Origin of the sequence: Escherichia sp. KTE172, from assembly GCF_000408845.1 — a bacterium.
In the GTDB taxonomy this organism is placed as follows: domain Bacteria; phylum Pseudomonadota; class Gammaproteobacteria; order Enterobacterales; family Enterobacteriaceae; genus Escherichia; species Escherichia coli.
On record NZ_KE137316.1, the window covers coordinates 2,406,024 to 2,429,994 of the forward strand.

At 52.3% G+C, this 23,971-nt stretch carries 24 protein-coding genes; 13 read left to right on the forward strand and 11 right to left on the reverse strand.

Annotated elements, in window-relative coordinates; all coding sequences use genetic code 11:
- Window positions 1-19: 19 nt before the first annotated feature.
- From murA to mlaF, 7 genes are all read right to left on the reverse strand, one after another.
- The gene (gene murA / locus G434_RS12385; RefSeq protein ID WP_000357259.1) at window positions 20-1,279 is read right to left on the reverse strand and encodes a UDP-N-acetylglucosamine 1-carboxyvinyltransferase; all 1,260 of its coding nucleotides are present in this window, start codon (window positions 1,277-1,279) and stop codon (window positions 20-22) included.
- A gap of 54 nt (window positions 1,280-1,333) precedes the next feature.
- Window positions 1,334-1,588 carry a BolA family iron metabolism protein IbaG gene (gene ibaG, locus G434_RS12380; protein ID WP_000429656.1) on the reverse strand — a complete coding sequence of 85 codons (255 nt, stop codon included), beginning with the start codon at window positions 1,586-1,588 and terminating at the stop codon, window positions 1,334-1,336.
- 158 nt (window positions 1,589-1,746) lie between these two features.
- Entirely contained in the window at window positions 1,747-2,040 is a 294-nt protein-coding gene (gene mlaB, locus G434_RS12375) for a lipid asymmetry maintenance protein MlaB (protein ID WP_000004488.1), read from the reverse strand.
- Window positions 2,040-2,675: a phospholipid-binding protein MlaC gene (mlaC, locus tag G434_RS12370; RefSeq protein WP_000476484.1), complete on the reverse strand. Its 636-nt coding sequence runs from the start codon at window positions 2,673-2,675 to the stop codon at window positions 2,040-2,042. The genes mlaB and mlaC overlap by 1 nt, the downstream gene beginning before the upstream one ends.
- 18 nt (window positions 2,676-2,693) lie before the next feature.
- Window positions 2,694-3,245, reverse strand: coding sequence for an outer membrane lipid asymmetry maintenance protein MlaD (mlaD, locus tag G434_RS12365; protein ID WP_001296448.1), 552 nt, complete (start codon window positions 3,243-3,245; stop codon window positions 2,694-2,696).
- Window positions 3,246-3,249: 4 nt separating this feature from the next.
- The gene (mlaE, locus tag G434_RS12360; protein ID WP_000925795.1) at window positions 3,250-4,032 is read right to left on the reverse strand and encodes a lipid asymmetry maintenance ABC transporter permease subunit MlaE; all 783 of its coding nucleotides are present in this window, start codon (window positions 4,030-4,032) and stop codon (window positions 3,250-3,252) included.
- Window positions 4,033-4,039: 7 nt separating this feature from the next.
- Window positions 4,040-4,849, reverse strand: coding sequence for a phospholipid ABC transporter ATP-binding protein MlaF (gene mlaF / locus G434_RS12355; RefSeq protein WP_000438245.1), 810 nt, complete (start codon window positions 4,847-4,849; stop codon window positions 4,040-4,042).
- 209 nt (window positions 4,850-5,058) lie between these two features.
- Between mlaF and G434_RS12350 the strand changes: the two genes are divergently transcribed.
- From G434_RS12350 to yrbL, 12 genes are all read left to right on the forward strand, one after another.
- Window positions 5,059-6,036: a calcium/sodium antiporter gene (locus tag G434_RS12350; protein ID WP_000922881.1), complete on the forward strand. Its 978-nt coding sequence runs from the start codon at window positions 5,059-5,061 to the stop codon at window positions 6,034-6,036.
- 13 nt (window positions 6,037-6,049) lie between these two features.
- Complete coding sequence (kdsD, locus tag G434_RS12345; protein WP_001309787.1) at window positions 6,050-7,036, forward strand: arabinose-5-phosphate isomerase KdsD; 987 nt, start codon at window positions 6,050-6,052, stop codon at window positions 7,034-7,036.
- Between the two features lie 20 nt (window positions 7,037-7,056).
- On the forward strand, window positions 7,057-7,623 hold the full coding sequence (gene kdsC / locus G434_RS12340) for a 3-deoxy-manno-octulosonate-8-phosphatase KdsC (protein ID WP_000030006.1): 567 nt from the start codon (window positions 7,057-7,059) through the stop codon (window positions 7,621-7,623).
- Window positions 7,620-8,195: an LPS export ABC transporter periplasmic protein LptC gene (gene lptC, locus G434_RS12335; protein WP_000030537.1), complete on the forward strand. Its 576-nt coding sequence runs from the start codon at window positions 7,620-7,622 to the stop codon at window positions 8,193-8,195. The genes kdsC and lptC overlap by 4 nt, the downstream gene beginning before the upstream one ends.
- Window positions 8,164-8,721: a lipopolysaccharide ABC transporter substrate-binding protein LptA gene (lptA, locus tag G434_RS12330; protein WP_000669785.1), complete on the forward strand. Its 558-nt coding sequence runs from the start codon at window positions 8,164-8,166 to the stop codon at window positions 8,719-8,721. Before lptC ends, lptA begins: the two co-directional genes overlap by 32 nt.
- A 6-nt stretch (window positions 8,722-8,727) precedes the next feature.
- Window positions 8,728-9,453 (forward strand): LPS export ABC transporter ATP-binding protein, encoded by a 726-nt coding sequence (lptB, locus tag G434_RS12325; protein ID WP_000224099.1) that lies wholly within the window; start codon window positions 8,728-8,730, stop codon window positions 9,451-9,453.
- 47 nt (window positions 9,454-9,500) lie between these two features.
- Window positions 9,501-10,934, forward strand: coding sequence for an RNA polymerase factor sigma-54 (rpoN, locus tag G434_RS12320; protein WP_000809051.1), 1,434 nt, complete (start codon window positions 9,501-9,503; stop codon window positions 10,932-10,934).
- A gap of 22 nt (window positions 10,935-10,956) precedes the next feature.
- Entirely contained in the window at window positions 10,957-11,244 is a 288-nt protein-coding gene (hpf, locus tag G434_RS12315) for a ribosome hibernation promoting factor (protein ID WP_001176599.1), read from the forward strand.
- A gap of 117 nt (window positions 11,245-11,361) precedes the next feature.
- Entirely contained in the window at window positions 11,362-11,853 is a 492-nt protein-coding gene (ptsN, locus tag G434_RS12310; protein ID WP_000183676.1) for a PTS IIA-like nitrogen regulatory protein PtsN, read from the forward strand.
- A gap of 45 nt (window positions 11,854-11,898) precedes the next feature.
- A complete protein-coding gene (gene rapZ / locus G434_RS12305) occupies window positions 11,899-12,753 on the forward strand; it encodes an RNase adapter RapZ (RefSeq protein WP_000243741.1) in 855 nt (284 codons plus the stop codon).
- Window positions 12,750-13,022, forward strand: a complete 273-nt coding sequence (gene npr, locus G434_RS12300) for a PTS phosphocarrier protein NPr (protein WP_000216791.1) — start codon at window positions 12,750-12,752, stop codon at window positions 13,020-13,022. Before rapZ ends, npr begins: the two co-directional genes overlap by 4 nt.
- 212 nt (window positions 13,023-13,234) lie before the next feature.
- Window positions 13,235-13,867: a PhoP regulatory network protein YrbL gene (gene yrbL, locus G434_RS12295; protein WP_000620398.1), complete on the forward strand. Its 633-nt coding sequence runs from the start codon at window positions 13,235-13,237 to the stop codon at window positions 13,865-13,867.
- On the opposite strand, the gene mtgA is transcribed toward yrbL, so the two are convergent.
- The 4 genes from mtgA to G434_RS12275 all read right to left on the reverse strand — a co-directional run bounded on the left by mtgA (window position 13,864) and on the right by G434_RS12275 (window position 18,833).
- Window positions 13,864-14,592 (reverse strand): monofunctional biosynthetic peptidoglycan transglycosylase, encoded by a 729-nt coding sequence (mtgA, locus tag G434_RS12290; RefSeq protein ID WP_000047073.1) that lies wholly within the window; start codon window positions 14,590-14,592, stop codon window positions 13,864-13,866. The two genes, yrbL and mtgA, sit on opposite strands and share 4 nt — an antisense overlap.
- Window positions 14,589-15,242: an isoprenoid biosynthesis glyoxalase ElbB gene (gene elbB / locus G434_RS12285; RefSeq protein WP_001300411.1), complete on the reverse strand. Its 654-nt coding sequence runs from the start codon at window positions 15,240-15,242 to the stop codon at window positions 14,589-14,591. The genes mtgA and elbB overlap by 4 nt, the downstream gene beginning before the upstream one ends.
- Window positions 15,243-15,471: 229 nt before the next feature.
- Window positions 15,472-17,808: an aerobic respiration two-component sensor histidine kinase ArcB gene (gene arcB / locus G434_RS12280; protein WP_000809774.1), complete on the reverse strand. Its 2,337-nt coding sequence runs from the start codon at window positions 17,806-17,808 to the stop codon at window positions 15,472-15,474.
- Between the two features lie 95 nt (window positions 17,809-17,903).
- Window positions 17,904-18,833, reverse strand: a complete 930-nt coding sequence (locus G434_RS12275) for a tRNA modification radical SAM protein MnmL/YtqA (RefSeq protein ID WP_001299745.1) — start codon at window positions 18,831-18,833, stop codon at window positions 17,904-17,906.
- A 675-nt stretch (window positions 18,834-19,508) separates the two neighbouring features.
- On the opposite strand from G434_RS12275, the gene gltB reads away from it, so the two are divergent.
- Complete coding sequence (gene gltB / locus G434_RS12270) at window positions 19,509-23,969, forward strand: glutamate synthase large subunit (protein ID WP_032142346.1); 4,461 nt, start codon at window positions 19,509-19,511, stop codon at window positions 23,967-23,969.
- Window positions 23,970-23,971: the final 2 nt, after the last annotated feature.

Consider the following 23,971-nt stretch of genomic DNA (forward strand, 5'->3'; position numbering starts at 1 on the left):
GCTGCCAGCTCTCAGACGATTACTCGCCTTTCACACGCTCAATATTTGCACCTAAAGCGCGCAGTTTGTCTTCAATGCGTTCGTAGCCACGATCGATGTGATAAATACGATCAACTACCGTCGTCCCTTCCGCAATACAGCCAGCCAGCACCAGGCTTGCTGATGCACGCAGATCGGTTGCCATAACCTGTGCGCCAGAAAGTTTTTCAACACCGTGACAAATAACGGTATTGCTTTCGATTTCGGCATGCGCGCCCATACGGCTCAGCTCTGGCACATGCATAAAGCGGTTTTCAAAGACCGTTTCGGTGATGAAGCCGGTCCCTTCTGCCACCAGGTTCAACAGCGTGAACTGGGCCTGCATATCAGTCGGGAATGCCGGATGCGGCGCGGTACGTACGTTAACAGCCTTCGGACGTTTGCCATGCATATCCAGGCTAATCCAGTCTTCGCCGACTTCGATGTCTGCTCCAGCGTCACGCAGTTTCGCCAGCACGGCGTCGAGAGTATCTGGCTGCGCGTTACGGCAGATAATTTTGCCGCGAGAGATCGCCGCCGCCACCAGGAAAGTACCGGTTTCGATACGATCCGGCAGCACGCGATAGACACCGCCGCCTAAACGTTCCACACCTTCGATGACGATACGATCGGTGCCCTGACCGCTAATTTTCGCACCCAGCGTAATCAGGAAGTTCGCGGTATCGACGATTTCCGGTTCACGCGCTGCGTTTTCAATAATCGTGGTACCTTCCGCCAGGGTTGCAGCACACATGATGGTCACCGTTGCGCCAACGCTGACTTTATCCATCACGATATGTGCGCCTTTCAGACGACCATCGACGGAAGCTTTAACGTAACCTTCTTCCAGTTTGATGGTCGCGCCTAATTGTTCGAGGCCAGAAATGTGTAGATCAACCGGACGTGCACCGATCGTACAACCGCCAGGCAGTGAAACTTGCCCCTGACCAAAGCGCGCTACCAGCGGCCCCAGCGCCCAGATAGAAGCACGCATGGTTTTAACCAGATCGTAAGGTGCGCAGAATACATTAACGTCGCGGGCATCAATATGCACAGAACCATTACGTTCTACTTTCGCACCCAGCTGGCTTAGCAGCTTCATTGATGTATCGACGTCTTTCAGTTTCGGGACGTTCTGGATCTCTACCGGTTCTTCCGCCAGTAGTGCGGCAAAAAGGATAGGCAGAGCAGCATTTTTAGCGCCGGAAATTGTGACTTCGCCCTGGAGCTTCGTTGGCCCCTGAACACGAAATTTATCCATTTAGTTTGTTCTCAGTTAACAATTCATATCCGCTACCGGCGAATCGCCCATAGCTCAAAAGCCGTTCAGTTTGCGATCGCGCGCCCACTCCGCAGGGGTATACGCTTTGATCGACACAGCATGAATGCGGTTATCCGCAATATATTCCATCAGCGGCCCATAGACCGTCTGCTGTTTTTTAACCCGACTCATGCCGTCAAACAACTCACCCACGGCAATAACCTGAAAGTGGCTGCCATCGCCGGAAACGTGGACTTCCTGGAGGGAGAGAGCGTTCATCAACACGCTCTGAATTTCATTATTTTCCATGGGATCTTCAATCATCAGTTAATAAACCAGCGAAACATCTTAGAGCAAAGTTGCGCTGGCATAAATAAGCAAAAAGCCTCGCTGATAAATCAGACAAGGCTCGACTTGCAGGCAGGTTTGCCGGACAGGCGTTAACGCCATATCCGGCCTGAAAAAATTTAACGAGGCAGAACATCAGCAGGCAAATTATACAATTTCGCCAGGGTATACACTTTATCGTTTACCCCCTGAAGCGTCACGTTGTTGCCCTGCTTTTTCGCCAGATCGATAAGATGGAGCAGCAGTGCCAGTCCACCCGTATCCACGCGGGACACACGGCTAAGATCGATGCAGGTAATCCCCTTCACCGCTTCCTCACGCATTTCCCAAAGCGGTAGCAGAACGTCCTGATCCAGCTCTCCGGATAGCGCCAGCGTGTCACCCGTCTGCATCCAGCTCAGTGACTCGCTCATTATTTTTTCTCTTCCAGAGTGATTTTCTGTTGAGAAATCGATTTCAGTTGTGCAGTCAGGCCGTCGATACCTTTGGTACGCAGCAGCGTTCCCCACTCGTTTTGTTTGGTGGTGATCATACTGACGCCTTCAGCAATCATGTCGTAAGCCTGCCAGTTGCCCGTCTGGGAGTTTTTACGCCACTGGAAGTCCAGACGCACCGGCGGGCGGCCATTCGGGTCAATAATGGTAACGCGAATAGGCACAATGGTTTTATCGCCTAGCGGCTGTTCTGGCGCAATCTGATAGGTTTGACCGTGATACATCGCCAGCGCCTGACCGTAAGCCTGCTTCAGGTACTCACGGAAAGCGGCAAAGTAAGCATCACGTTGAGCAGGGGTCGCACTCTTGTAATACTGGCCCAGCACCAGCGCACCGGCGTATTTCACCTGTACGTATGGCAGCAGTTCCTGATCGACAATGGTACGCAGATAATCCGGGTTGGCCCGAATTTGCGGTTGCTCATTCTTCAGGCGATCGAACGTTTTCTGCGCCGCCTCGTCCATCAGCTTATACGGATTGGTCTGGTCTGCCGCGGTTGCCGCACTCAGCGGTGCAATCACCAGCAAAGCGACCATCATTAAACGTTTAAACATGCGTCGGTTCTCCTGAAATTATTTCGTTGTACCCACAGGTTCAGTGGTTTCATTATTACCTGGCGCAGCAGCTGGCGCATCGCCACTATTCTTATTGTCATCGCCTTTACTACCGTAAAGGAACTGACCAATAAGATCTTCCAGCACCATCGCAGACTTGGTGTCCTGAATTGTATCGCCATCCTTCAGGATAGCAGTCCCCAGTTCCGGGTCTTCAAAACCGACGTTTAATGCCAGATATTGTTCCCCCAGCAGGCCGGAAGTACGAATGCTCAGCGAACTGGTATCAGGAATGTGGTTATAACGTTGTTCAATTTCCAGCGTTACGCGCGGCAGATAGGTTTTCGGGTCCAGCGTAATATCCGCCACCCGGCCCACAACAACACCACCAATGCTGACCGGAGAGCGCGCTTTCAGGCCGCCAATGTTATCGAACGTCGCATAAAGCGTGTAGGTCGGTTCAGTACGTATGGACGTCACGTTCGCCGCCTTCAGGCAAACAAACAGCGCCGCCAGTAGTGCTGCTAATAAAAAGATACCCACCCAAATTTCATTTTTTTTCGTTTGCATGAACTCAATTCCCAAACATCAATGCGGTCAGCACAAAATCCAGCCCCAGAACAGCCAGAGACGAGTGGACAACGGTGCGAGTGGTTGCCCGGCTAATCCCGGCAGACGTCGGGATGGCGTCGTAGCCGTTAAACAACGAAATCCACGTCACCGTGATGGCGAACACCACGCTCTTAATCAGACAGTTGACCAGATCCATACGCCAGTCGACGGCATTTTGCATTGCCGACCAGAAGAACCCGCTATCAATGCCTTTCCAACTGACGCCGACCAGAGATCCGCCCCAGATCCCCACGGCGACGAAAATAACCGTCAACAGTGGTAATGAAATAACCCCAGCCCAGAAACGGGGAGAAATAACCCGACGCAGCGGATCCACCGCCATCATCTCCATACTGGAGAGTTGCTCTGTAGCGCGCATCAGGCCGATTTCTGCGGTTAGCGCCGAACCAGCACGCCCGGCAAACAACAACGCGGCAACCACCGGCCCCAGTTCACGCAGTAGCGATAACGCCACCAGCATACCCAGACTGGTTTCCGCACTATAAGTGGTCAGAACCAGATAACCTTGCAGCCCCAACACCATTCCGATGAACACGCCAGAAACTACAATAATCAGCATCGACAGGACGCCGACATTATAGAGCTGGCGCACCAGCAGCGGCGCATGTTTGCGAAATTCCGGTTTGCCGACCAGCGCATTGAATAACATTAACCCGGCCCGCCCGAACGTTCTCAGGGTTTTAATCCCTTTATGTCCGAGCGACGCCAGCGCATTTAACAGCATGAGTGGCTTAACTCCCTGGTAAAAGATCAGCGTGATAATCGCCGGCAGGATAGCGGAACGGAACAGGCCCGTCAGCTATCCCGTCCAGAAACTGACGTACGCGCGGATCAGGATTCGCCTGCAACGCCTGGGCACTGCCATGAGCGACAATTTTTTTGTCCGCCAGGATCCAGGCGTGATCGGCAATACTTAACACTTCCGGCACATCGTGAGAAACCACCACACAAGTCACACCCAGCGCGCTGTTCAGCTCAGAAATCAGCTTCACCAGTACGCCCATGGTGATGGGATCTTGCCCAACAAAGGGCTCATCAAACATGATGAGATCCGGCTCCAGCGCAATCGCACGCGCCAGCGCTGCACGCCGCGCCATCCCACCGGAAAGTTCAGAAGGCATTAGTTTAGCCGCTCCACGCAGCCCCACGGCCTCCAGCTTCATCATCACCGTACTATGCAACAATGGCGCGGGAAGTTGAGTATGTTCGCGCAGTGGATAGGCGACGTTGTCAAATACGTTCATATCAGTGAACAACGCCCCGGACTGAAATAACATGCTCATCCGTTTGCGCACTGTATACAGGCGCGAACGAGACATCGCCGGAATATTCTCACCATCGAAAAGAATCTCACCATGATCTGGTGCGATTTGCCCGCCAATCAGACGGAGTAGCGTCGTTTTACCGATGCCCGATGGCCCCATGATCGCCGTGATCTTCCCTCGCGGCACGGTCAGGGAAATATTATCGAAGATGCAGCGATTGCCACGCGTAAAACTGACATCGCGCATATCGACTAAATTCGCCACAGACTGCTCCATAATTCACCCTTCGTCTTGCGTTGATTTTCTAAGCATGGCGCTCAATTTAACCTTGAACCCAACATATTTACAGAATATTACCCGCCGTGGTTAGCGAAAGCTGGCATTTGTTTTACTTTTTAGCCGCATAAAGTCAAAATTAAGAATCCGTTACGGCTTTCTGAAAATCTTCAGCGGACCGGCGAGTATACCTGAAGAAAGGACGTTAGATGCTTTTAGCTACGGCACTGTTAATTGTTGGTTTACTTTTGGTCGTTTACAGTGCCGACCGCCTGGTTTTTGCCGCGTCTATTCTTTGCCGAACCTTTGGCATCCCGCCGCTGATCATCGGCATGACGGTGGTCAGTATTGGTACATCGTTACCAGAAATCATCGTCTCGCTTGCCGCGTCTCTGCACGAACAACGCGATTTAGCCGTTGGTACAGCCCTCGGCTCAAACATTATCAATATATTGCTGATCCTCGGTCTGGCTGCGCTGGTTCGTCCTTTTACCGTCCATTCTGATGTTCTACGCCGTGAATTACCCTTAATGTTGTTGGTCAGCGTGGTGGCCGGTTCCGTACTCTATGACGGACAACTTAGTCGCAGCGATGGTATCTTTCTCCTCTTTCTGGCTGTGCTATGGCTGCTGTTCATTGTTAAACTTGCACGTCAGGCTGAACGTCAGGGGACTGACAGTCTGACCAGAGAGCAGCTTGCAGAGCTGCCGCGTGAAGGTGGATTGCCCGTCGCGTTTTTATGGCTCGGCATTGCGCTTATCATCATGCCAGTGGCCACGCGGATGGTGGTTGATAACGCCACGGTGCTGGCGAATTACTTTGCCATCAGCGAGTTGACGATGGGGCTGACGGCAATTGCTATCGGAACCAGCCTGCCGGAACTGGCAACCGCAATAGCGGGGGTTCGCAAAGGTGAAAACGACATTGCTGTCGGAAACATCATTGGCGCAAACATTTTTAATATTGTCATCGTGTTGGGTTTACCCGCGCTGATAACGCCAGGAGAGATTGATCCACTGGCGTACAGTCGTGACTACAGCGTGATGTTGCTGGTGAGCATTATTTTTGCGTTGCTGTGCTGGCGGCGCTCCCCGCAATCGGGCCGTGGTGTAGGGGTATTATTAACTGGCGGATTTATCGTATGGCTGGCGATGTTGTACTGGTTATCGCCAATACTCGTTGAATAACTGGAAACGCATTATGTCGCACGTAGAGTTACAACCGGGTTTTGACTTTCAGCAAGCAGGTAAAGAAGTCCTGGCGATTGAACGTGAATGCCTGGCGGAGCTTGATCAATACATCAATCAGAATTTCACGCTTGCCTGTGAAAAGATGTTCTGGTGTAAAGGGAAAGTTGTCGTCATGGGGATGGGGAAATCGGGGCATATTGGGCGCAAAATGGCGGCAACGTTTGCCAGCACCGGTACACCTTCATTTTTCGTCCATCCTGGTGAAGCCGCGCATGGTGATTTAGGCATGGTCACCCCACAGGATGTGGTGATTGCTATCTCTAACTCAGGTGAATCCAGCGAAATCACGGCCTTAATTCCAGTGCTTAAGCGTCTTCACGTACCGTTAATCTGCATCACCGGTCGCCCGGAGAGCAGCATGGCGCGCGCCGCAGATGTGCATCTGTGTGTTAAAGTAGCGAAAGAAGCCTGTCCGTTAGGGCTGGCACCGACCAGCAGCACCACCGCCACGCTGGTTATGGGCGATGCCCTCGCTGTCGCGCTGTTAAAAGCACGCGGCTTTACTGCTGAAGATTTTGCGCTCTCACATCCAGGCGGCGCACTGGGTCGTAAACTTCTGCTGCGCGTAAACGATATTATGCATACGGGCGATGAGATCCCGCATGTTAAGAAAACGGCCAGTCTGCGTGACGCATTGCTGGAAGTTACCCGCAAAAATCTTGGTATGACTGTCATTTGCGATGACAATATGATGATTGAAGGCATCTTTACCGACGGTGATTTACGCCGTGTCTTCGATATGGGCGTGGATGTTCGTCAGTTAAGTATTTCCGATGTTATGACGCCGGGGGGAATACGTGTGCGCCCTGGCATTCTGGCCGTTGAGGCACTGAACTTAATGCAGTCCCGCCATATCACCTCCGTGATGGTTGCCGATGGCGACCATTTACTCGGTGTGTTACATATGCATGATTTACTGCGTGCAGGCGTAGTGTAAAGATTCAAGGATAAACAACAATGAGCAAAGCAGGTGCGTCGCTTGCGACCTGTTACGGCCCTGTCAGCGCCGACGTTATAGCAAAAGCAGAGAACATTCGTCTGCTGATCCTCGATGTCGATGGCGTACTGTCAGATGGCCTGATTTATATGGGCAATAATGGCGAAGAGCTGAAAGCGTTCAATGTTCGTGACGGTTATGGCATTCGTTGTGCGCTCACCTCTGATATTGAAGTCGCTATCATTACCGGGCGAAAGGCTAAACTGGTAGAAGATCGTTGTGCCACATTGGGGATCACTCACTTGTATCAGGGGCAGTCAAACAAACTGATCGCCTTTAGCGATTTGCTGGAAAAACTGGCGATTGCCCCGGAAAATGTGGCTTATGTCGGCGATGATCTCATCGACTGGCCGGTAATGGAAAAAGTGGGTTTAAGCGTCGCCGTGGCCGATGCGCATCCACTGTTGCTCCCGCGCGCCGATTACGTGACGCGCATTGCTGGCGGTCGTGGTGCAGTGCGTGAAGTTTGCGACTTATTACTCCTGGCGCAGGGCAAACTGGATGAAGCCAAAGGGCAATCGATATGAGTAAAGCCAGACGTTGGGTTATCATTGTGCTATCACTGGCGGTTCTGGTGATGATCGGCATTAATATGGCCGAAAAAGACGATACCGCCCAGGTGGTCGTCAACAACAATGATCCCACCTATAAAAGCGAGCATACGGACACGCTCGTCTATAACCCAGAAGGGGCACTAAGCTATCGATTGATTGCTCAACACGTTGAATATTATTCCGATCAGGCCGTTTCGTGGTTTACGCAGCCGGTACTTACCACGTTTGATAAGGATAAAATCCCGACATGGTCCGTAAAAGCAGATAAAGCCAAGCTGACCAATGACCGGATGCTCTATTTATATGGACACGTTGAAGTCAACGCACTTGTGCCGGACTCTCAACTTCGCAGAATCACGACGGATAACGCGCAGATCAATCTGGTGACGCAGGATGTTACCTCTGAAGACCTCGTCACGTTATACGGAACAACATTTAACTCCAGCGGTCTGAAAATGCGCGGCAACTTACGCAGCAAGAACGCCGAGCTGATTGAAAAGGTTAGAACATCCTATGAAATTCAAAACAAACAAACTCAGCCTTAATCTTGTGCTTGCCAGCTCACTTCTGGCCGCCAGCATTCCGGCATTTGCCGTAACCGGAGACACTGATCAGCCGATCCACATTGAATCGGACCAGCAATCTCTTGATATGCAAGGCAACGTGGTTACCTTTACCGGTAATGTCATCGTCACCCAGGGCACCATCAAAATTAATGCCGACAAAGTGGTCGTTACCCGTCCGGGCGGCGAACAAGGTAAAGAAGTGATTGACGGCTACGGTAAACCGGCAACGTTCTACCAGATGCAGGACAATGGTAAACCCGTTGAAGGTCACGCTTCCCAGATGCACTACGAACTGGCAAAAGATTTTGTCGTTCTGACGGGTAATGCTTATCTGCAGCAGGTCGATAGCAACATTAAGGGCGATAAGATCACTTACCTGGTGAAAGAGCAGAAAATGCAGGCTTTCAGCGACAAAGGTAAGCGCGTAACCACCGTTCTGGTGCCGTCGCAGCTGCAGGACAAAAACAACAAAGGCCAGACCCCGGCACAGAAGAAGGGTAATTAATTCGTTATGGCAACATTAACTGCAAAGAACCTTGCAAAAGCCTATAAAGGCCGTCGCGTGGTAGAAGACGTCAGCCTGACCGTCAACTCCGGGGAAATTGTCGGTCTGCTGGGGCCAAACGGTGCCGGTAAGACCACCACTTTCTACATGGTTGTAGGCATTGTGCCGCGCGATGCGGGCAACATCATTATTGATGATGACGATATCAGTCTGCTGCCTCTGCATGCACGCGCGCGCCGCGGTATCGGCTATCTGCCACAGGAAGCCTCCATTTTCCGTCGCCTCAGCGTTTACGATAACCTGATGGCGGTACTGCAAATTCGTGACGACTTGTCTGCTGAACAACGTGAAGACCGCGCGAACGAGCTGATGGAAGAGTTTCACATTGAGCACCTGCGTGACAGCATGGGGCAGTCACTCTCCGGGGGTGAACGTCGCCGTGTAGAAATTGCCCGCGCACTGGCTGCGAATCCGAAATTTATTCTGCTCGACGAACCGTTTGCCGGGGTTGACCCGATCTCGGTTATCGACATTAAACGCATCATTGAGCACCTGCGCGACAGCGGCCTGGGCGTACTGATCACTGACCACAACGTGCGTGAAACACTGGCGGTTTGTGAACGCGCTTATATCGTCAGTCAGGGGCATTTGATCGCCCACGGCACGCCTACAGAAATCTTACAAGACGAACACGTTAAGCGTGTATACCTTGGGGAAGACTTCAGACTCTGATAGGGTAGAAGTTTGCGACGTTTTAGCAGGAGAGTACGATTCTGAACATGAAGCAAGGTTTGCAACTCAGGCTTAGCCAACAACTGGCGATGACGCCACAGCTCCAACAGGCAATTCGTCTGTTGCAGTTGTCGACGCTGGAACTTCAGCAGGAGCTACAGCAGGCGCTGGAGAGTAATCCGCTGCTTGAGCAAATCGACACTCATGAAGAAATCGACACCCGCGAAACGCAAGACAGTGAAACACTGGACACCGCCGACGCGCTCGAACAAAAAGAGATGCCGGAAGAGCTGCCGCTCGATGCCAGTTGGGACACCATTTACACCGCTGGTACACCATCCGGCACCAGCGGTGACTACATTGACGACGAGCTGCCGGTCTATCAGGGCGAAACGACGCAGACCTTGCAGGATTACCTGATGTGGCAGGTCGAGCTGACACCGTTTTCCGATACTGACCGCGCCATTGCTACCTCTATCGTCGATGCCGTTGATGACACCGGTTATCTGACTGTCCCGCTGGAAGATATTCTCGAAAGTATGGGCGATGAAGAGATCGACATCGACGAAGTTGAAGCCGTCCTTAAGCGGATCCAACGGTTTGATCCGGTCGGTGTGGCGGCAAAAGATCTGCGTGACTGCCTGCTGATCCAACTCTCCCAATTCGATAAAACCACGCCGTGGCTGGAAGAGGCCAGACTGATTATTAGCGATCATCTCGATCTGTTAGCCAATCACGACTTCCGCACTTTAATGCGCGTCACGCGTCTGAAAGAAGATGTGCTGAAAGAAGCCGTCAATCTGATCCAGTCGCTCGATCCGCGCCCCGGGCAGTCGATCCAGACGGGCGAACCTGAGTATGTCATTCCAGATGTGCTGGTGCGTAAGCATAACGGTCACTGGACGGTAGAACTCAACAGTGACAGCATTCCGCGTCTGCAAATCAACCAGCACTACGCCTCGATGTGCAATAACGCGCGCAACGATGGTGACAGCCAGTTTATCCGCAGCAATCTGCAGGATGCCAAATGGTTGATCAAGAGTCTGGAAAGCCGTAACGATACGCTACTGCGCGTGAGTCGCTGTATCGTTGAACAGCAGCAAGCCTTCTTTGAGCAAGGCGAAGAATATATGAAACCGATGGTACTGGCCGATATCGCCCAGGCTGTCGAAATGCATGAATCGACGATATCTCGCGTGACCACGCAAAAATACCTGCATAGTCCACGAGGCATTTTTGAACTGAAGTATTTCTTTTCCAGTCACGTCAATACCGAGGGCGGCGGCGAAGCCTCCTCCACGGCGATTCGTGCGCTGGTGAAGAAATTAATCGCGGCGGAAAACCCAGCGAAACCGTTGAGCGACAGCAAGTTAACCTCTTTGCTGTCGGAACAAGGTATCATGGTGGCACGCCGCACTGTTGCGAAGTACCGAGAGTCTTTATCCATTCCGCCGTCAAACCAGCGTAAACAGCTCGTTTGACCCAACCGATAAGGAAGACACTATGCAGCTCAACATTACCGGAAATAACGTCGAGATCACCGAGGCACTGCGCGAATTTGTTACAGCCAAATTTGCCAAACTTGAGCAATATTTTGACCGAATCAACCAGGTCTATGTTGTTCTGAAAGTGGAGAAAGTCACCCACACCTCAGATGCAACACTGCATGTAAACGGTGGTGAAATTCATGCCAGCGCGGAAGGTCAGGACATGTACGCTGCCATTGATGGCTTAATTGATAAGCTGGCACGCCAGTTGACCAAACATAAAGATAAACTGAAACAACACTAATTGTCCGGGCAATTAGCATGTGCATGGCGGCCTGTTGTGCGGCACAACGGGCCATTTGTACGGTTAATGCTCCGAGCCTGTTCCACTGTTTGAGTGGGCAGGTTCTTAGGTGAAATTATGACAAATAATGATACAACTCTACAGCTTAGCAGTGTTCTTAACAGGGAATGTACGCGAAGCCGCGTCCACTGTCAGAGCAAAAAACGCGCCCTGGAAATCATCAGCGAGCTGGCGGCGAAACAACTTAGTCTGCCGCCTCAGGTGGTTTTTGAAGCTATCCTGACGCGGGAAAAAATGGGCAGTACCGGTATCGGCAATGGTATTGCCATTCCGCATGGCAAACTGGAAGAAGATACTCTTCGCGCCGTTGGCGTTTTCGTTCAGCTCGAAACGCCTATAGCTTTCGATGCCATCGACAACCAACCGGTGGATTTACTTTTTGCCCTGCTGGTGCCGGCAGACCAAACTAAAACGCACCTGCATACTCTGTCACTGGTGGCGAAACGTCTGGCGGACAAAACCATCTGCCGCCGTTTACGCGCAGCCCAGAGCGATGAAGAGCTGTATCAAATCATTACGGATACCGAAGGTACTCCGGATGAAGCGTAGTTATTCGGTAATGTCTCTTTTAGACGTTGTGAGGAGAAACAGTACATGGTACTGATGATCGTCAGCGGACGTTCAGGTTCAGGTAAATCTGTCGCCCTGCGTGCGCTGGAAGATATGGGTTTTTACTGCGTGGATAACCTTCCCGTAGTGTTGTTACCCGATCTGGCTCGAACTCTGGCCGATCGCGAGATTTCTGCCGCCGTCAGCATTGATGTTCGTAATATGCCGGAGTCACCAGAAATATTCGAACAGGCGATGAGTAACCTGCCTGACGCTTTCTCACCGCAACTCCTGTTCCTGGATGCCGACCGTAATACCTTAATTCGTCGTTACAGTGACACGCGCCGACTGCATCCGCTTTCCAGCAAAAACCTGTCGCTGGAAAGTGCTATCGACAAAGAAAGCGATTTGCTGGAGCCTCTGCGTTCGCGAGCGGATCTGATTGTCGATACCTCAGAAATGTCCGTTCACGAGCTGGCAGAAATGCTGCGTACCCGTCTGCTGGGTAAACGTGAACGTGAACTGACCATGGTCTTTGAGTCTTTCGGCTTCAAACACGGTATCCCTATCGATGCAGATTACGTCTTTGACGTGCGCTTCTTGCCGAACCCGCACTGGGATCCGAAACTGCGTCCAATGACAGGTCTTGATAAGCCCGTCGCCGCGTTCCTCGACCGCCACACAGAAGTACACAATTTTATCTACCAGACGCGAAGCTATCTTGAGCTATGGTTACCTATGCTGGAAACCAACAACCGTAGCTACCTGACGGTCGCCATTGGTTGTACCGGCGGGAAGCACCGTTCGGTGTATATTGCAGAGCAACTGGCAGACTACTTCCGCTCGCGCGGTAAAAATGTCCAGTCACGCCATCGTACGCTGGAAAAACGTAAACCATGACCGTCAAGCAAACTGTTGAAATCACAAACAAGCTGGGCATGCATGCCCGGCCTGCAATGAAGCTGTTTGAATTAATGCAAGGTTTTGACGCTGAAGTGCTGTTACGTAATGACGAAGGCACCGAGGCTGAAGCCAACAGCGTTATTGCGCTGCTGATGTTGGATTCTGCCAAAGGACGGCAGATTGAAGTTGAAGCGACCGGTCCACAGGAAGAGGAAGCACTGGCCGCCGTTATCGCCCTCTTTAACTCTGGTTTTGATGAAGATTAATCTTCATCACTTTGACATTCAAATCCCTTCAAGCTCCCCCGGCAATAAGAAAAGCGCGTACTGAAATCGTTCTCAATCAACGTCAATTGTACATTTCGTGCGCTTTTTACTTTCAGAAGAACCTTAAGAAAACCTTAAGAAGCATTGTTTAGGTTTCGTTTAAGTTAATCGACCATACTGGAGATCGTCAGAAAATATTTCCAGGAGATGGCATGATTCGCTTATCTGAACAAAGTCCCCTGGGCACCGGAAGACATCGGAAATGTTATGCGCATCCGGAAGATGCCCAACGCTGTATCAAGATTGTCTACCATCGTGGCGATGGTGGCGATAAAGAGATCCGCCGTGAGTTAAAGTACTACGCGCATCTTGGTCGCCGGTTAAAAGACTGGAGTGGAATACCGCGCTATCACGGTACCGTTGAGACGGATTGCGGAACCGGTTATGTCTACGATGTGATTGCAGATTTTGACGGCAAACCCTCCATTACGCTGACCGAATTTGCTGAACAATGCCGTTACGAAGAAGACATTGCACAACTGCGCCAGATACTGAAACAGCTGAAGCGTTATTTGCAGGATAACCGTATCGTGACGATGTCGCTGAAGCCGCAGAATATCCTCTGTCACCGCATCAGTGAGTCAGAGGTTATCCCCGTCGTCTGCGACAACATTGGTGAAAGCACATTGATTCCACTGGCGACCTGGTCGAAGTGGTGTTGTCTGCGTAAGCAAGAGCGGTTATGGAAACGATTTATCGCCCAACCGGCGCTGGCTATTGCCCTGCAGAAAGATCTGCAACCTCGTGAGAGCAAAACGCTGGCCCTCACTTCGCGCGAAGCTTAATCAAGCTGGTGCTGTTGCATAAACGACTCACCGCCTAACTGATACATCTGCCGTAAAATCCACGCCTGACGGCCACGCACGTAGCCCGATGGCGCGGAGACTTTGAAACGAAGTGGATTAGGTAATACAGCTGCCAGTAATGCAGCTTCCGAGCGGGTAAGTTTGCTCGCGGGTTTGTGGAAATAACGTTGTGCCGCAGCTTCGACGCCAAACACACCGTCGCCAAATTCGGCGATATTCAGGTAAACCGTCAGGATACGCTTTTTGCTCCAGACAGTTTCTATCCCCAGCGTTAATCCAGCTTCCAGCCCTTTTCGAACCCAGCTACGCCCATCCCATAAAAAGAGATTTTTGGCTGTCTGCTGAGAAATCGTTGACGCACCGCGAATACGGTTTTCATTGCGCTCGTTGTGGGCCAGGGCTTGCTCAATGGAGGCGACATCAAAGCCCCAGTGCTCAGGAAACTTCTGATCTTCTGCGGCAATCACCGCCAGTCCCATCCACGGCGAAATTTGATCCATACTGACCCAGTCAGAATGTGCCACGTAACGAAAATTGCCATGCAGCCAGGCGCTGACTTGTCGCTCGGCCATTACCGCTGAGAAAGGAACAGGCGCAACGCTAAACAACGCGATGCCCCCGCCCCAGAAAACGGCGAGGACAACCATTAACCGCAGAAGAAAACGGCGAACGAAACTAAACACCGTTAAGCGGCTTTTACTCATTCAGCCAGAACCAGCACGCGGGAAACCAGCTTATCAATGCCGCTCGCCGCTTCTGCAATGTTCTGCGCCAGCATATATGCCGGGGTGGTGACAATCTTATTGTCTTCATCAACCACGATATCATCGACAGGACACGGCACATGCTCCGCGCCCATCTCTTCCAGCACTTCTGCGGTATCGATATCAGTACCGATGGTCAAACGCAGCGGGAAATCGAAAATTTTCGGCAGCATCGCCGGGGCAATACACATAAAACCAAGCGGTTTTCCGGCCTGATGCATCGCTTGTGCCAGCGCCTTTAATTCACGGTCAACGGTGCATTCGCTACCAAGACTGGCAAAATTGCTTAAATTCTTCGCCGCGCCAAAACCCCCCGGCACAATCAACGCATCCAGTTCAGCGGCATCGGCCTGGGCCAGAGGACGGATTTCACCGCGCGTTATTCGTGCCGCTTCAATCAGCACATTGCGCGTTTCCGTCATCGCTTCGCCCGTTAAATGGTTGATAACATCAACCTGCTGCTTATCCGGTGCAAAGCAGACCGCCTGCGCACCGCTGCGTGAAATAGCTAACAACGTCAACACCGCTTCATGAATTTCAGAACCGTCATAGACGCCGCATCCGCTCAGAATTACGCCAATTTTCTTCATTGTGATCATCCTTTCGCAATTGACTGAAACACATTAATTTTTTTAATAAAAATGCTACGCATCACACATTTAACTGATTCATGTAACAAATCATTTAAGTTTTGCTATCTTAACTGCGTGCAGCCTGAAAAACAGTGCTGTGCCCTTGTAACTCATCATAATAATTTACGGCGCAGCCAAGATTTCCCTGGTGTTGGCGCAGTATTCGCGCACCCCGGTCTAGCCGGGGTCATTTTTTAGTGGCTTTTGCCACCCACGCTTTCAGTACTTCTACGTCGTGACGCCACTCTTCTTTCATCTCTTCAATCCATTCACCGACGTTATCTTCCCAGGCGGGAAGGTCAGGAGACTGAATTTGCTGACCCAGCTGTTGCAGATGGCGTAACCCCACTGACCCCGCCGCACCTTTAATTTTATGTCCTTCCTCAACAATGCCTTTTTTATCCTGCGCCGTCAGATTCGACTCCAGCACGCTGACATAGCCCGGCATCATCTTCTCAAACACCGCTAACCCGTCGGTGATCAGCTTCGGTCCTACAAGTTCGAGATACTGTTCCAGCATGGGAATATCGAGCAATGCTTCTGATTTACTGTTCTCTTCTGTCGTCACCGTACTTTCCTCATCATCCTGGGTATCCCAGAATTTCTTGATCATCGCGGTTAGCGCCGGAACAGAAAGCGGCTTACTCAGCACATCATCCATTCCAGCATTGAGGTACTCTTGCTTGTCTTTCAGCACGTTAGCGGTTAAGGCCACCAGCGGCGGTAAATCCTCGCGCGGATAACGCTTCGTCAGTTCACGAGAGATATCCAGCCCGGTCATATCTGGCAACTGAATATCCAGCAACACCAGGTCGTATTCGCCCGGTTTAAACATTTCCAGCGCCGCCTTGCCGGTCATGGCGACATCAACGCTGTTACCTAATTTTTCCAGCACAGAGCGTGCGACAATCACGTTCAGTTCAATATCTTCCACCAGCAGCACATTCAGCGCCGGTAAAGGCATATCGTCTTCATCAAACGCATCATCGACCTCTTCAGCCACCGACGGTGCGTGGATCGTCAACGTAAAGGTTGAACCTTTGCCCTGTTCGCTGGTAACCGTAATATCGCCGCCCATATTTTTCGCCAGACGACGAGAAACGGCCAGACCAATACCGGTGCCGGTGGCAGGTTTACCGCCATGACTGTCTTTCACCTGGTAATACATGGCAAAGATTTTATCCAGCTCATCCTGCGGAATGCCGATACCAGAGTCTTCCACTTCAAAATGCAGCATATCGCCTTCATCGTAGCGCACGCGCACGGTAACCTGGCCTTGCTGGGTGAATTTGACGGCGTTACTGATGAGATTCCACAGGATCTGCCGTAAACGCGTCCCGTCGGTAATGACCTGATGCGGTAATGGCAGCGTAGGCTCCAGATTAAAGCGCAATCCTTTTTGTTGCGCCTGCAATGCGGAGAGATTTTCCAGATCGGCAAGGAAGCTGGTGAAATCAACCGGCTGATTATCAAGCTGGACCTTACGCCGTTCCATCTTATCCATGTCGATAATATCGTTGAAGATATTCCCGAGCGTGACGGCCGAAACATGGATGGTTTTGAGATATTTTTCCTGCTCGGCGGTGAGTTCGGTATCCAGCAGAATGCGGCTCAGGCCGACGATACCATTCAGCGGTGTACGCAATTCGTGACTGATGGTGGAAATAAACGTCGTTTTGTCGCGGCTGGCGCGTTCAAGCGCATCCTGATACCGCTTACGCTCGGTAATGTCGCGACCAAAACCCATCAAACCGTGACGTTTACCCACGCGGTCGTAGTACGGCACTTTACGGATTTCAAAACAGGCTTTGCGCCCGTCCGGGTAATCCAGCCACTGTTCATAGGTCAGTGACACATTATGACGGAACACTTTTTCATCGGTTTCAATGACTTTCGCAGCGGCTTCCGGTGAGTAAACATCAGCAGGTTTCAGGTGAACCAGTTGTTTTTCGCTTTTTCCGGTCAGCAGCTCCATCGCGCGGTTACAGCCGGAAAACTCTTTATCTTCGTTACGATAAAAAACCAGGTCGGGTGAAGCGTCAAGGAAGGAACGTAAGAATGAGGATTGCTGCTCGAGCTGAATTTGTGTCTCTTCGCGCTCTTTGATTTCAATTTTCAGTTGGCCGAAGGTTTCCTGCAGTTCTGCTTCCGCTTTTTCACGAACGGCGATTTCCTGATTTAGCTGGGCAATATTATCTTTTAACTGAACGTTGAGGCTCAAATCGCGCTCGCGCATCTCCTCCAGTTTTTGCACCAGTCGTGACAGACGTTGTCGTGACTCCTCCAGTTGCTCGACGACCACCGATAGAAAGTAGACCGCCCACGGCGTAATCAGCAAACCAAAGAAGATAGAACGAATAACATCAATGCTTTCGACCTGACCATGCAGCACCATGGTTACCGCCATTTGTACCACAATGGCAAGAACGACGAGGGCCAGCGCCAGCAACATTGAGAAGCGCACCAGACCTAACTTCATCATCAGGTCAACATAATACTGCGCCAGCAGACGAATTTGCTTCATTAGGGAATTCCTTCACGACAACCTGCCCCAATAATACCCAATTCTGACAGTTACGTTATAAATTGTGTGAGAAATGCGGAATTCCCCTCAATGGCCTACTCCGTTGGAGGTAGCCACGGACGTCCCAGCGCCGATCCCTGTACGCCATGTTCATTCAGATAGCGATCCAGCTCGACCATTCCCGTCCATCGATTTTCGCACCACAGAGGAGCAAGCAGCGTCGGGCGACGGGCGCTGGCGGAAATGCGGTGGTAGATCACTTCCGGTGGCGTATGGCGAATCATTTCTCCGGCAGTGAGCGTGTAATCTTCCAGTTCAATACCGTTCAAACGCCCCGCTTCCCAGGCTTTCGCCATAATGCTGCCTTTCACAATATGCAGCGGATGCAGCTTTATGCCGTCCACGCCAGTTTCAACCACTCGCTCCAGCGTTTGCAAACATTCAGCCTGCCCTTCGCCAGGCAGGCCGACAATTAAGTGGGAACACACCTTCAGCCCGCGCTGACGTGCCAGCTGGGTTGTACGCTGATAACAGGCAAAATCATGGCCGCGGTTGATGCGATGTAGCGTTTTGTCGTGGGCGGTTTGTAGCCCCAGCTCCAGCCACACTTCGTAGCCCTGGTCTTTATATTCACAAAGCAGATCCAGCACTGCATCCGGCACGCAGTCCGGGCGGGTACCAACACACAAACCGACAATATTGGCCTGGCTCACCGCCTGCTGATACATAGAACGCAGCACCTGAACTTCCGCAAAGGTGCTGGTATACGCCTGAAAGTAGGCCAGATAGCGTTTAGCGCGGTTAACTAAATTCGCCTGGTGCGCCAGTTGTTCGGCAATAGAACGATGTTGCTGCGCTTCATCGGCAAACGAGGCAACATTACAGAATGTGCAGCCGCCACGCCCGATGGTACCGTCACGGTTAGGGCAGCTAAAACCGCCGTGCAGCGTCAGCTTATGCACCTTTTGCCCATAACGACGGGTGAGATCACCACCAAACATATTGACTAATTTCTGTAACTGCATAATCTGATAGACCGCGCCTTGAAAAGAGGCCAAAGCCTGCCATTTTTAGCTCAATTCGGCGATGACCTGGATCAATCGTCCCGGCCTGCTTTTATCAACTGCATAATCAATCAAAATTACCGAAATTTCATGCATGATCACATAAATCATTTTTGCTTATCTTGTGTCAGATTTTTTTTATCTCCTTATAGATTTTAGGCAAAAACAGTAGCATAAAATGCCATTACCAATTAAGGCAGTATAAAATGCTGGTTTTCTCGTCAGTTCAAGGCAGGATAAGGGTTAACACGCCTTTATGACAGTCAGGAATTGGCTGTTTCTCTACCGACGCCCCTTTTAGCCTTAAATAGAAAATCCACTTTAATTTCAGCAAATTAATAAAGAATTTTGCGCTAAAGCACATTTCTGTACCAATAAGCTTGCCATTTGACCTGTATCATCTTTCCCGATAAGTTGGAAATCCGCTGGAAGCTTTCTGGATGAGCAGCCTGCTCATCATATTTATGCAGTAATTGAGATCCCCTCTTCACCGTATTAACCGATGCGAAAAGGACAACAAGGGGGCGAATGCGAGGCGCGCGTATGACACGCAAACCCCGTCGCCACGCTCTTTCTGTGCCCGTGCGCAGCGGTTCGGAAGTGGGGTTCCCGCAGAGCCTGGGGGAGGTTCACGATATGTTGTACGATAAATCCCTTGAGAGGGATAACTGTGGTTTCGGCCTGATCGCCCATATAGAAGGCGAACCTAGCCACAAGGTAGTGCGTACTGCAATACACGCACTGGCCCGCATGCAGCACCGTGGCGCGATTCTCGCCGATGGTAAAACCGGTGACGGTTGCGGCTTGCTGTTACAAAAACCGGATCGCTTTTTTCGCATCGTTGCGCAGGAGCGCGGTTGGCGTTTAGCGAAAAACTACGCCGTCGGGATGCTCTTCCTGAATAAAGATCCTGAACTCGCCGCTGCCGCACGCCGCATCGTTGAAGAAGAGCTGCAACGCGAAACCTTATCGATTGTGGGCTGGCGTGATGTCCCCACCAACGAAGGCGTGCTGGGTGAAATCGCCCTCTCCTCTCTGCCACGCATTGAGCAAATTTTTGTGAACGCCCCGGCAGGCTGGCGTCCGCGCGATATGGAGCGCCGTCTGTTTATCGCCCGCCGCCGCATTGAAAAGCGTCTCGAAGCCGACAAAGACTTCTACGTCTGTAGCCTGTCGAATCTGGTGAACATCTATAAAGGTCTGTGTATGCCGGCGGATCTGCCGCGCTTTTATCTGGATCTTGCGGACCTGCGTCTGGAATCGGCCATTTGCCTGTTCCACCAGCGCTTCTCCACTAACACCGTACCGCGCTGGCCGCTGGCGCAGCCGTTCCGCTACCTGGCGCATAACGGTGAAATCAACACCATCACCGGTAACCGCCAATGGGCGCGTGCGCGTACCTATAAATTCCAGACGCCGCTGATCCCTGACCTGCACGACGCCGCGCCGTTCGTCAACGAAACCGGTTCTGACTCCAGTTCCATGGATAACATGCTGGAACTGCTGCTGGCAGGCGGGATGGATATCATCCGCGCCATGCGTCTGTTAGTACCACCCGCCTGGCAGAACAACCCGGATATGGACCCGGAACTGCGTGCCTTCTTTGACTTTAACTCCATGCATATGGAGCCGTGGGATGGCCCGGCGGGCATCGTGATGTCTGACGGTCGTTTTGCCGCCTGTAACCTCGACCGTAACGGTCTGCGTCCGGCGCGCTACGTCATCACCAAAGATAAGCTCATCACCTGCGCCTCTGAAGTCGGTATCTGGGATTACCAGCCTGACGAAGTGGTCGAAAAAGGCCGCGTCGGGCCAGGCGAACTGATGGTTATCGACACCCGCAGTGGGCGTATTCTGCACTCGGCAGAAACCGATGACGATCTGAAAAGCCGCCACCCTTATAAAGAGTGGATGGAGAAAAACGTCCGCCGTCTGGTACCGTTTGAAGATCTGCCCGATGAAGAAGTGGGTAGCCGCGAACTGGACGACGACACGCTTGCCAGCTATCAGAAACAGTTTAACTACAGCGCGGAAGAGCTGGACTCCGTAATTCGCGTACTGGGCGAAAACGGTCAGGAAGCGGTCGGTTCGATGGGTGACGACACCCCATTCGCCGTGCTCTCCAGTCAGCCGCGCATTATTTACGACTACTTCCGCCAGCAGTTTGCCCAGGTGACTAACCCGCCAATCGACCCGCTGCGTGAAGCGCATGTTATGTCGCTCGCCACCAGTATCGGTCGTGAAATGAACGTCTTTTGCGAAGCAGAGGGCCAGGCGCACCGTTTAAGCTTTAAATCGCCGATTCTGCTCTACTCCGATTTCAAACAGCTCACGACGATGAAAGAGGAGCACTACCGCGCAGATACACTGGATATCACCTTTGACGTCACTAAAACCACGCTCGAAGCGACGGTCAAAGAGCTGTGCGACAAAGCCGAAAAAATGGTACGTAGCGGCACTGTGCTGCTGGTGCTCTCCGACCGGAATATCGCTAAAGATCGCCTGCCGGTTCCGGCTCCGATGGCGGTTGGCGCGATCCAGACCCGTCTGGTCGATCAAAGCTTGCGTTGCGATGCCAACATCATCGTCGAAACCGCCAGCGCCCGCGATCCGCACCATTTCGCCGTGTTGCTGGGCTTCGGTGCGACGGCTATTTATCCGTACCTTGCCTATGAAACGCTGGGCCGCCTGGTAGACACCCACGCGATTGCCAAAGATTATCGTACCGTGATGCTCAACTACCGTAACGGCATCAACAAAGGCTTGTACAAAATCATGTCCAAAATGGGCATCTCCACCATCGCCTCTTACCGCTGCTCGAAACTGTTTGAAGCGGTCGGTCTGCACGATGATGTCGTAGGCCTGTGCTTCCAGGGCGCTGTTAGCCGCATTGGTGGGGCAAGCTTTGAAGACTTCCAGCAGGATCTGCTGAACCTGTCGAAACGTGCCTGGCTGGCGCGTAAGCCCATCAGCCAGGGCGGCCTGCTGAAATACGTGCACGGTGGCGAATACCACGCCTACAACCCGGACGTGGTGCGCACACTGCAACAGGCGGTACAAAGCGGCGAGTACAGCGACTATCAGGAATACGCGAAGCTGGTTAATGAGCGTCCGGCAACCACGCTGCGCGATCTGCTGGCAATTACGCCGGGTGAAAACGCGGTCAACATTGCTGATGTTGAACCGGCAAGCGAACTGTTTAAACGCTTCGATACCGCTGCGATGTCTATCGGCGCGTTAAGCCCGGAAGCCCACGAGGCGCTGGCTGAAGCGATGAACAGCATCGGCGGCAACTCTAACTCCGGTGAAGGCGGCGAAGATCCGGCACGCTACGGCACCAACAAAGTGTCGCGCATCAAGCAGGTGGCTTCCGGTCGCTTTGGGGTTACTCCGGCGTATCTGGTCAATGCCGACGTCATTCAGATTAAAGTCGCCCAGGGCGCGAAGCCGGGCGAAGGCGGTCAGTTACCGGGCGATAAAGTCACGCCTTACATCGCCAAACTGCGCTATTCGGTGCCCGGAGTGACGCTGATCTCCCCGCCGCCGCACCATGATATCTACTCTATCGAGGACTTAGCGCAGCTTATTTTCGACCTCAAGCAGGTTAACCCGAAAGCGATGATCTCCGTGAAGCTGGTTTCCGAACCGGGAGTAGGCACCATCGCGACTGGCGTGGCGAAAGCTTATGCCGATTTAATCACCATCGCAGGCTATGATGGCGGCACCGGCGCAAGTCCGCTTTCATCGGTGAAATACGCAGGCTGTCCGTGGGAACTCGGCCTGGTGGAAACCCAACAGGCGCTGGTTGCCAACGGTTTACGTCATAAAATTCGTTTGCAGGTTGATGGCGGCCTGAAAACGGGCGTTGATATCATCAAAGCGGCGATTCTCGGCGCAGAAAGCTTCGGCTTCGGCACTGGCCCAATGGTCGCGCTCGGTTGTAAATATCTGCGAATTTGCCACCTGAACAACTGCGCCACGGGTGTAGCAACTCAGGATGACAAACTGCGTAAGAATCACTATCACGGCCTGCCGTTCAAAGTGACGAATTACTTTGAGTTTATCGCCCGTGAAACCCGCGAGCTGATGGCACAGCTGGGGGTAACGCGGCTGGTGGATCTGATTGGTCGCACCGACCTGCTGAAAGAGCTGGACGGTTTCACCGCCAAACAGCAGAAACTGGCGCTGTCGAAACTGCTGGAGACCGCCGAGCCGCATCCCGGTAAGGCGCTCTACTGCACCGAAAACAACCCGCCGTTTGATAACGGCCTGCTGAACGCGCAGTTGCTGCAACAGGCGAAACCGTTTGTCGATGAGCGCCAGAGCAAAACCTTCTGGTTCGATATTCGCAACACCGACCGTTCTGTCGGCGCGTCGCTTTCAGGCTATATCGCCCAGACGCACGGCGATCAGGGTCTGGCAGCCGATCCGATCAAAGCGTACTTCAACGGCACCGCAGGCCAGAGCTTCGGTGTGTGGAACGCGGGCGGCGTGGAACTGTACCTGACCGGTGATGCCAACGACTATGTCGGTAAAGGCATGGCGGGCGGCTTAATCGCCATTCGTCCTCCGGTTGGTTCAGCCTTCCGCAGCCACGAAGCAAGCATTATCGGCAACACCTGCCTGTATGGCGCGACCGGTGGTCGTCTGTATGCCGCAGGCCGCGCGGGTGAACGTTTCGGCGTGCGTAACTCCGGTGCTATCACCGTGGTAGAAGGCATTGGCGACAACGGCTGTGAATATATGACGGGCGGTATTGTCTGTATTCTGGGTAAAACCGGCGTTAACTTCGGCGCTGGCATGACTGGCGGCTTCGCTTACGTTCTCGATGAAAGCGGCGATTTCCGCAAACGCGTTAACCCGGAACTGGTCGAGGTCTTAAGCGTTGACGATTTGGCGATCCATGAAGAGCATCTGCGTGGACTTATCACCGAGCATGTTCAGTATACTGGCTCTCAGCGCGGTGAAGAGATTCTGGCGAACTGGTCAACCTTCGCCACTAAATTTGCGCTGGTTAAACCGAAGTCCAGTGATGTAAAAGCACTGCTGGGTCACCGTAGTCGTAGCGCAGCAGAGTTGCGCGTGCAGGCGCAGTAAGG

Excerpts from the sequence above, each read along its gene's own strand:
- lptA (WP_000669785.1), top strand. The coding sequence starts at position 8,164 with ATGAAATTCAAAACAAACAAACTCAGCCTTAATCTTGTGCTTGCCAGC.
- ptsN (WP_000183676.1), top strand. The coding sequence starts at position 11,362 with ATGACAAATAATGATACAACTCTACAGCTTAGCAGTGTTCTTAACAGG.
- mlaC (WP_000476484.1), bottom strand. The coding sequence starts at position 2,675 with ATGTTTAAACGTTTAATGATGGTCGCTTTGCTGGTGATTGCACCGCTG.
- mlaD (WP_001296448.1), bottom strand. The coding sequence starts at position 3,245 with ATGCAAACGAAAAAAAATGAAATTTGGGTGGGTATCTTTTTATTAGCA.
- yrbL (WP_000620398.1), top strand. The coding sequence starts at position 13,235 with ATGATTCGCTTATCTGAACAAAGTCCCCTGGGCACCGGAAGACATCGG.
- mlaB (WP_000004488.1), bottom strand. The coding sequence starts at position 2,040 with ATGAGCGAGTCACTGAGCTGGATGCAGACGGGTGACACGCTGGCGCTA.
- gltB (WP_032142346.1), top strand. The coding sequence starts at position 19,509 with ATGTTGTACGATAAATCCCTTGAGAGGGATAACTGTGGTTTCGGCCTG.
- mlaF (WP_000438245.1), bottom strand. The coding sequence starts at position 4,849 with ATGGAGCAGTCTGTGGCGAATTTAGTCGATATGCGCGATGTCAGTTTT.
- hpf (WP_001176599.1), top strand. The coding sequence starts at position 10,957 with ATGCAGCTCAACATTACCGGAAATAACGTCGAGATCACCGAGGCACTG.
- lptC (WP_000030537.1), top strand. The coding sequence starts at position 7,620 with ATGAGTAAAGCCAGACGTTGGGTTATCATTGTGCTATCACTGGCGGTT.
- rapZ (WP_000243741.1), top strand. The coding sequence starts at position 11,899 with ATGGTACTGATGATCGTCAGCGGACGTTCAGGTTCAGGTAAATCTGTC.
- kdsC (WP_000030006.1), top strand. The coding sequence starts at position 7,057 with ATGAGCAAAGCAGGTGCGTCGCTTGCGACCTGTTACGGCCCTGTCAGC.
- mlaE (WP_000925795.1), bottom strand. The coding sequence starts at position 4,032 with ATGCTGTTAAATGCGCTGGCGTCGCTCGGACATAAAGGGATTAAAACC.
- mtgA (WP_000047073.1), bottom strand. The coding sequence starts at position 14,592 with ATGAGTAAAAGCCGCTTAACGGTGTTTAGTTTCGTTCGCCGTTTTCTT.
- murA (WP_000357259.1), bottom strand. The coding sequence starts at position 1,279 with ATGGATAAATTTCGTGTTCAGGGGCCAACGAAGCTCCAGGGCGAAGTC.
- rpoN (WP_000809051.1), top strand. The coding sequence starts at position 9,501 with ATGAAGCAAGGTTTGCAACTCAGGCTTAGCCAACAACTGGCGATGACG.
- npr (WP_000216791.1), top strand. The coding sequence starts at position 12,750 with ATGACCGTCAAGCAAACTGTTGAAATCACAAACAAGCTGGGCATGCAT.
- arcB (WP_000809774.1), bottom strand. The coding sequence starts at position 17,808 with ATGAAGCAAATTCGTCTGCTGGCGCAGTATTATGTTGACCTGATGATG.
- G434_RS12275 (WP_001299745.1), bottom strand. The coding sequence starts at position 18,833 with ATGCAGTTACAGAAATTAGTCAATATGTTTGGTGGTGATCTCACCCGT.
- G434_RS12350 (WP_000922881.1), top strand. The coding sequence starts at position 5,059 with ATGCTTTTAGCTACGGCACTGTTAATTGTTGGTTTACTTTTGGTCGTT.
- elbB (WP_001300411.1), bottom strand. The coding sequence starts at position 15,242 with ATGAAGAAAATTGGCGTAATTCTGAGCGGATGCGGCGTCTATGACGGT.
- lptB (WP_000224099.1), top strand. The coding sequence starts at position 8,728 with ATGGCAACATTAACTGCAAAGAACCTTGCAAAAGCCTATAAAGGCCGT.
- kdsD (WP_001309787.1), top strand. The coding sequence starts at position 6,050 with ATGTCGCACGTAGAGTTACAACCGGGTTTTGACTTTCAGCAAGCAGGT.
- ibaG (WP_000429656.1), bottom strand. The coding sequence starts at position 1,588 with ATGGAAAATAATGAAATTCAGAGCGTGTTGATGAACGCTCTCTCCCTC.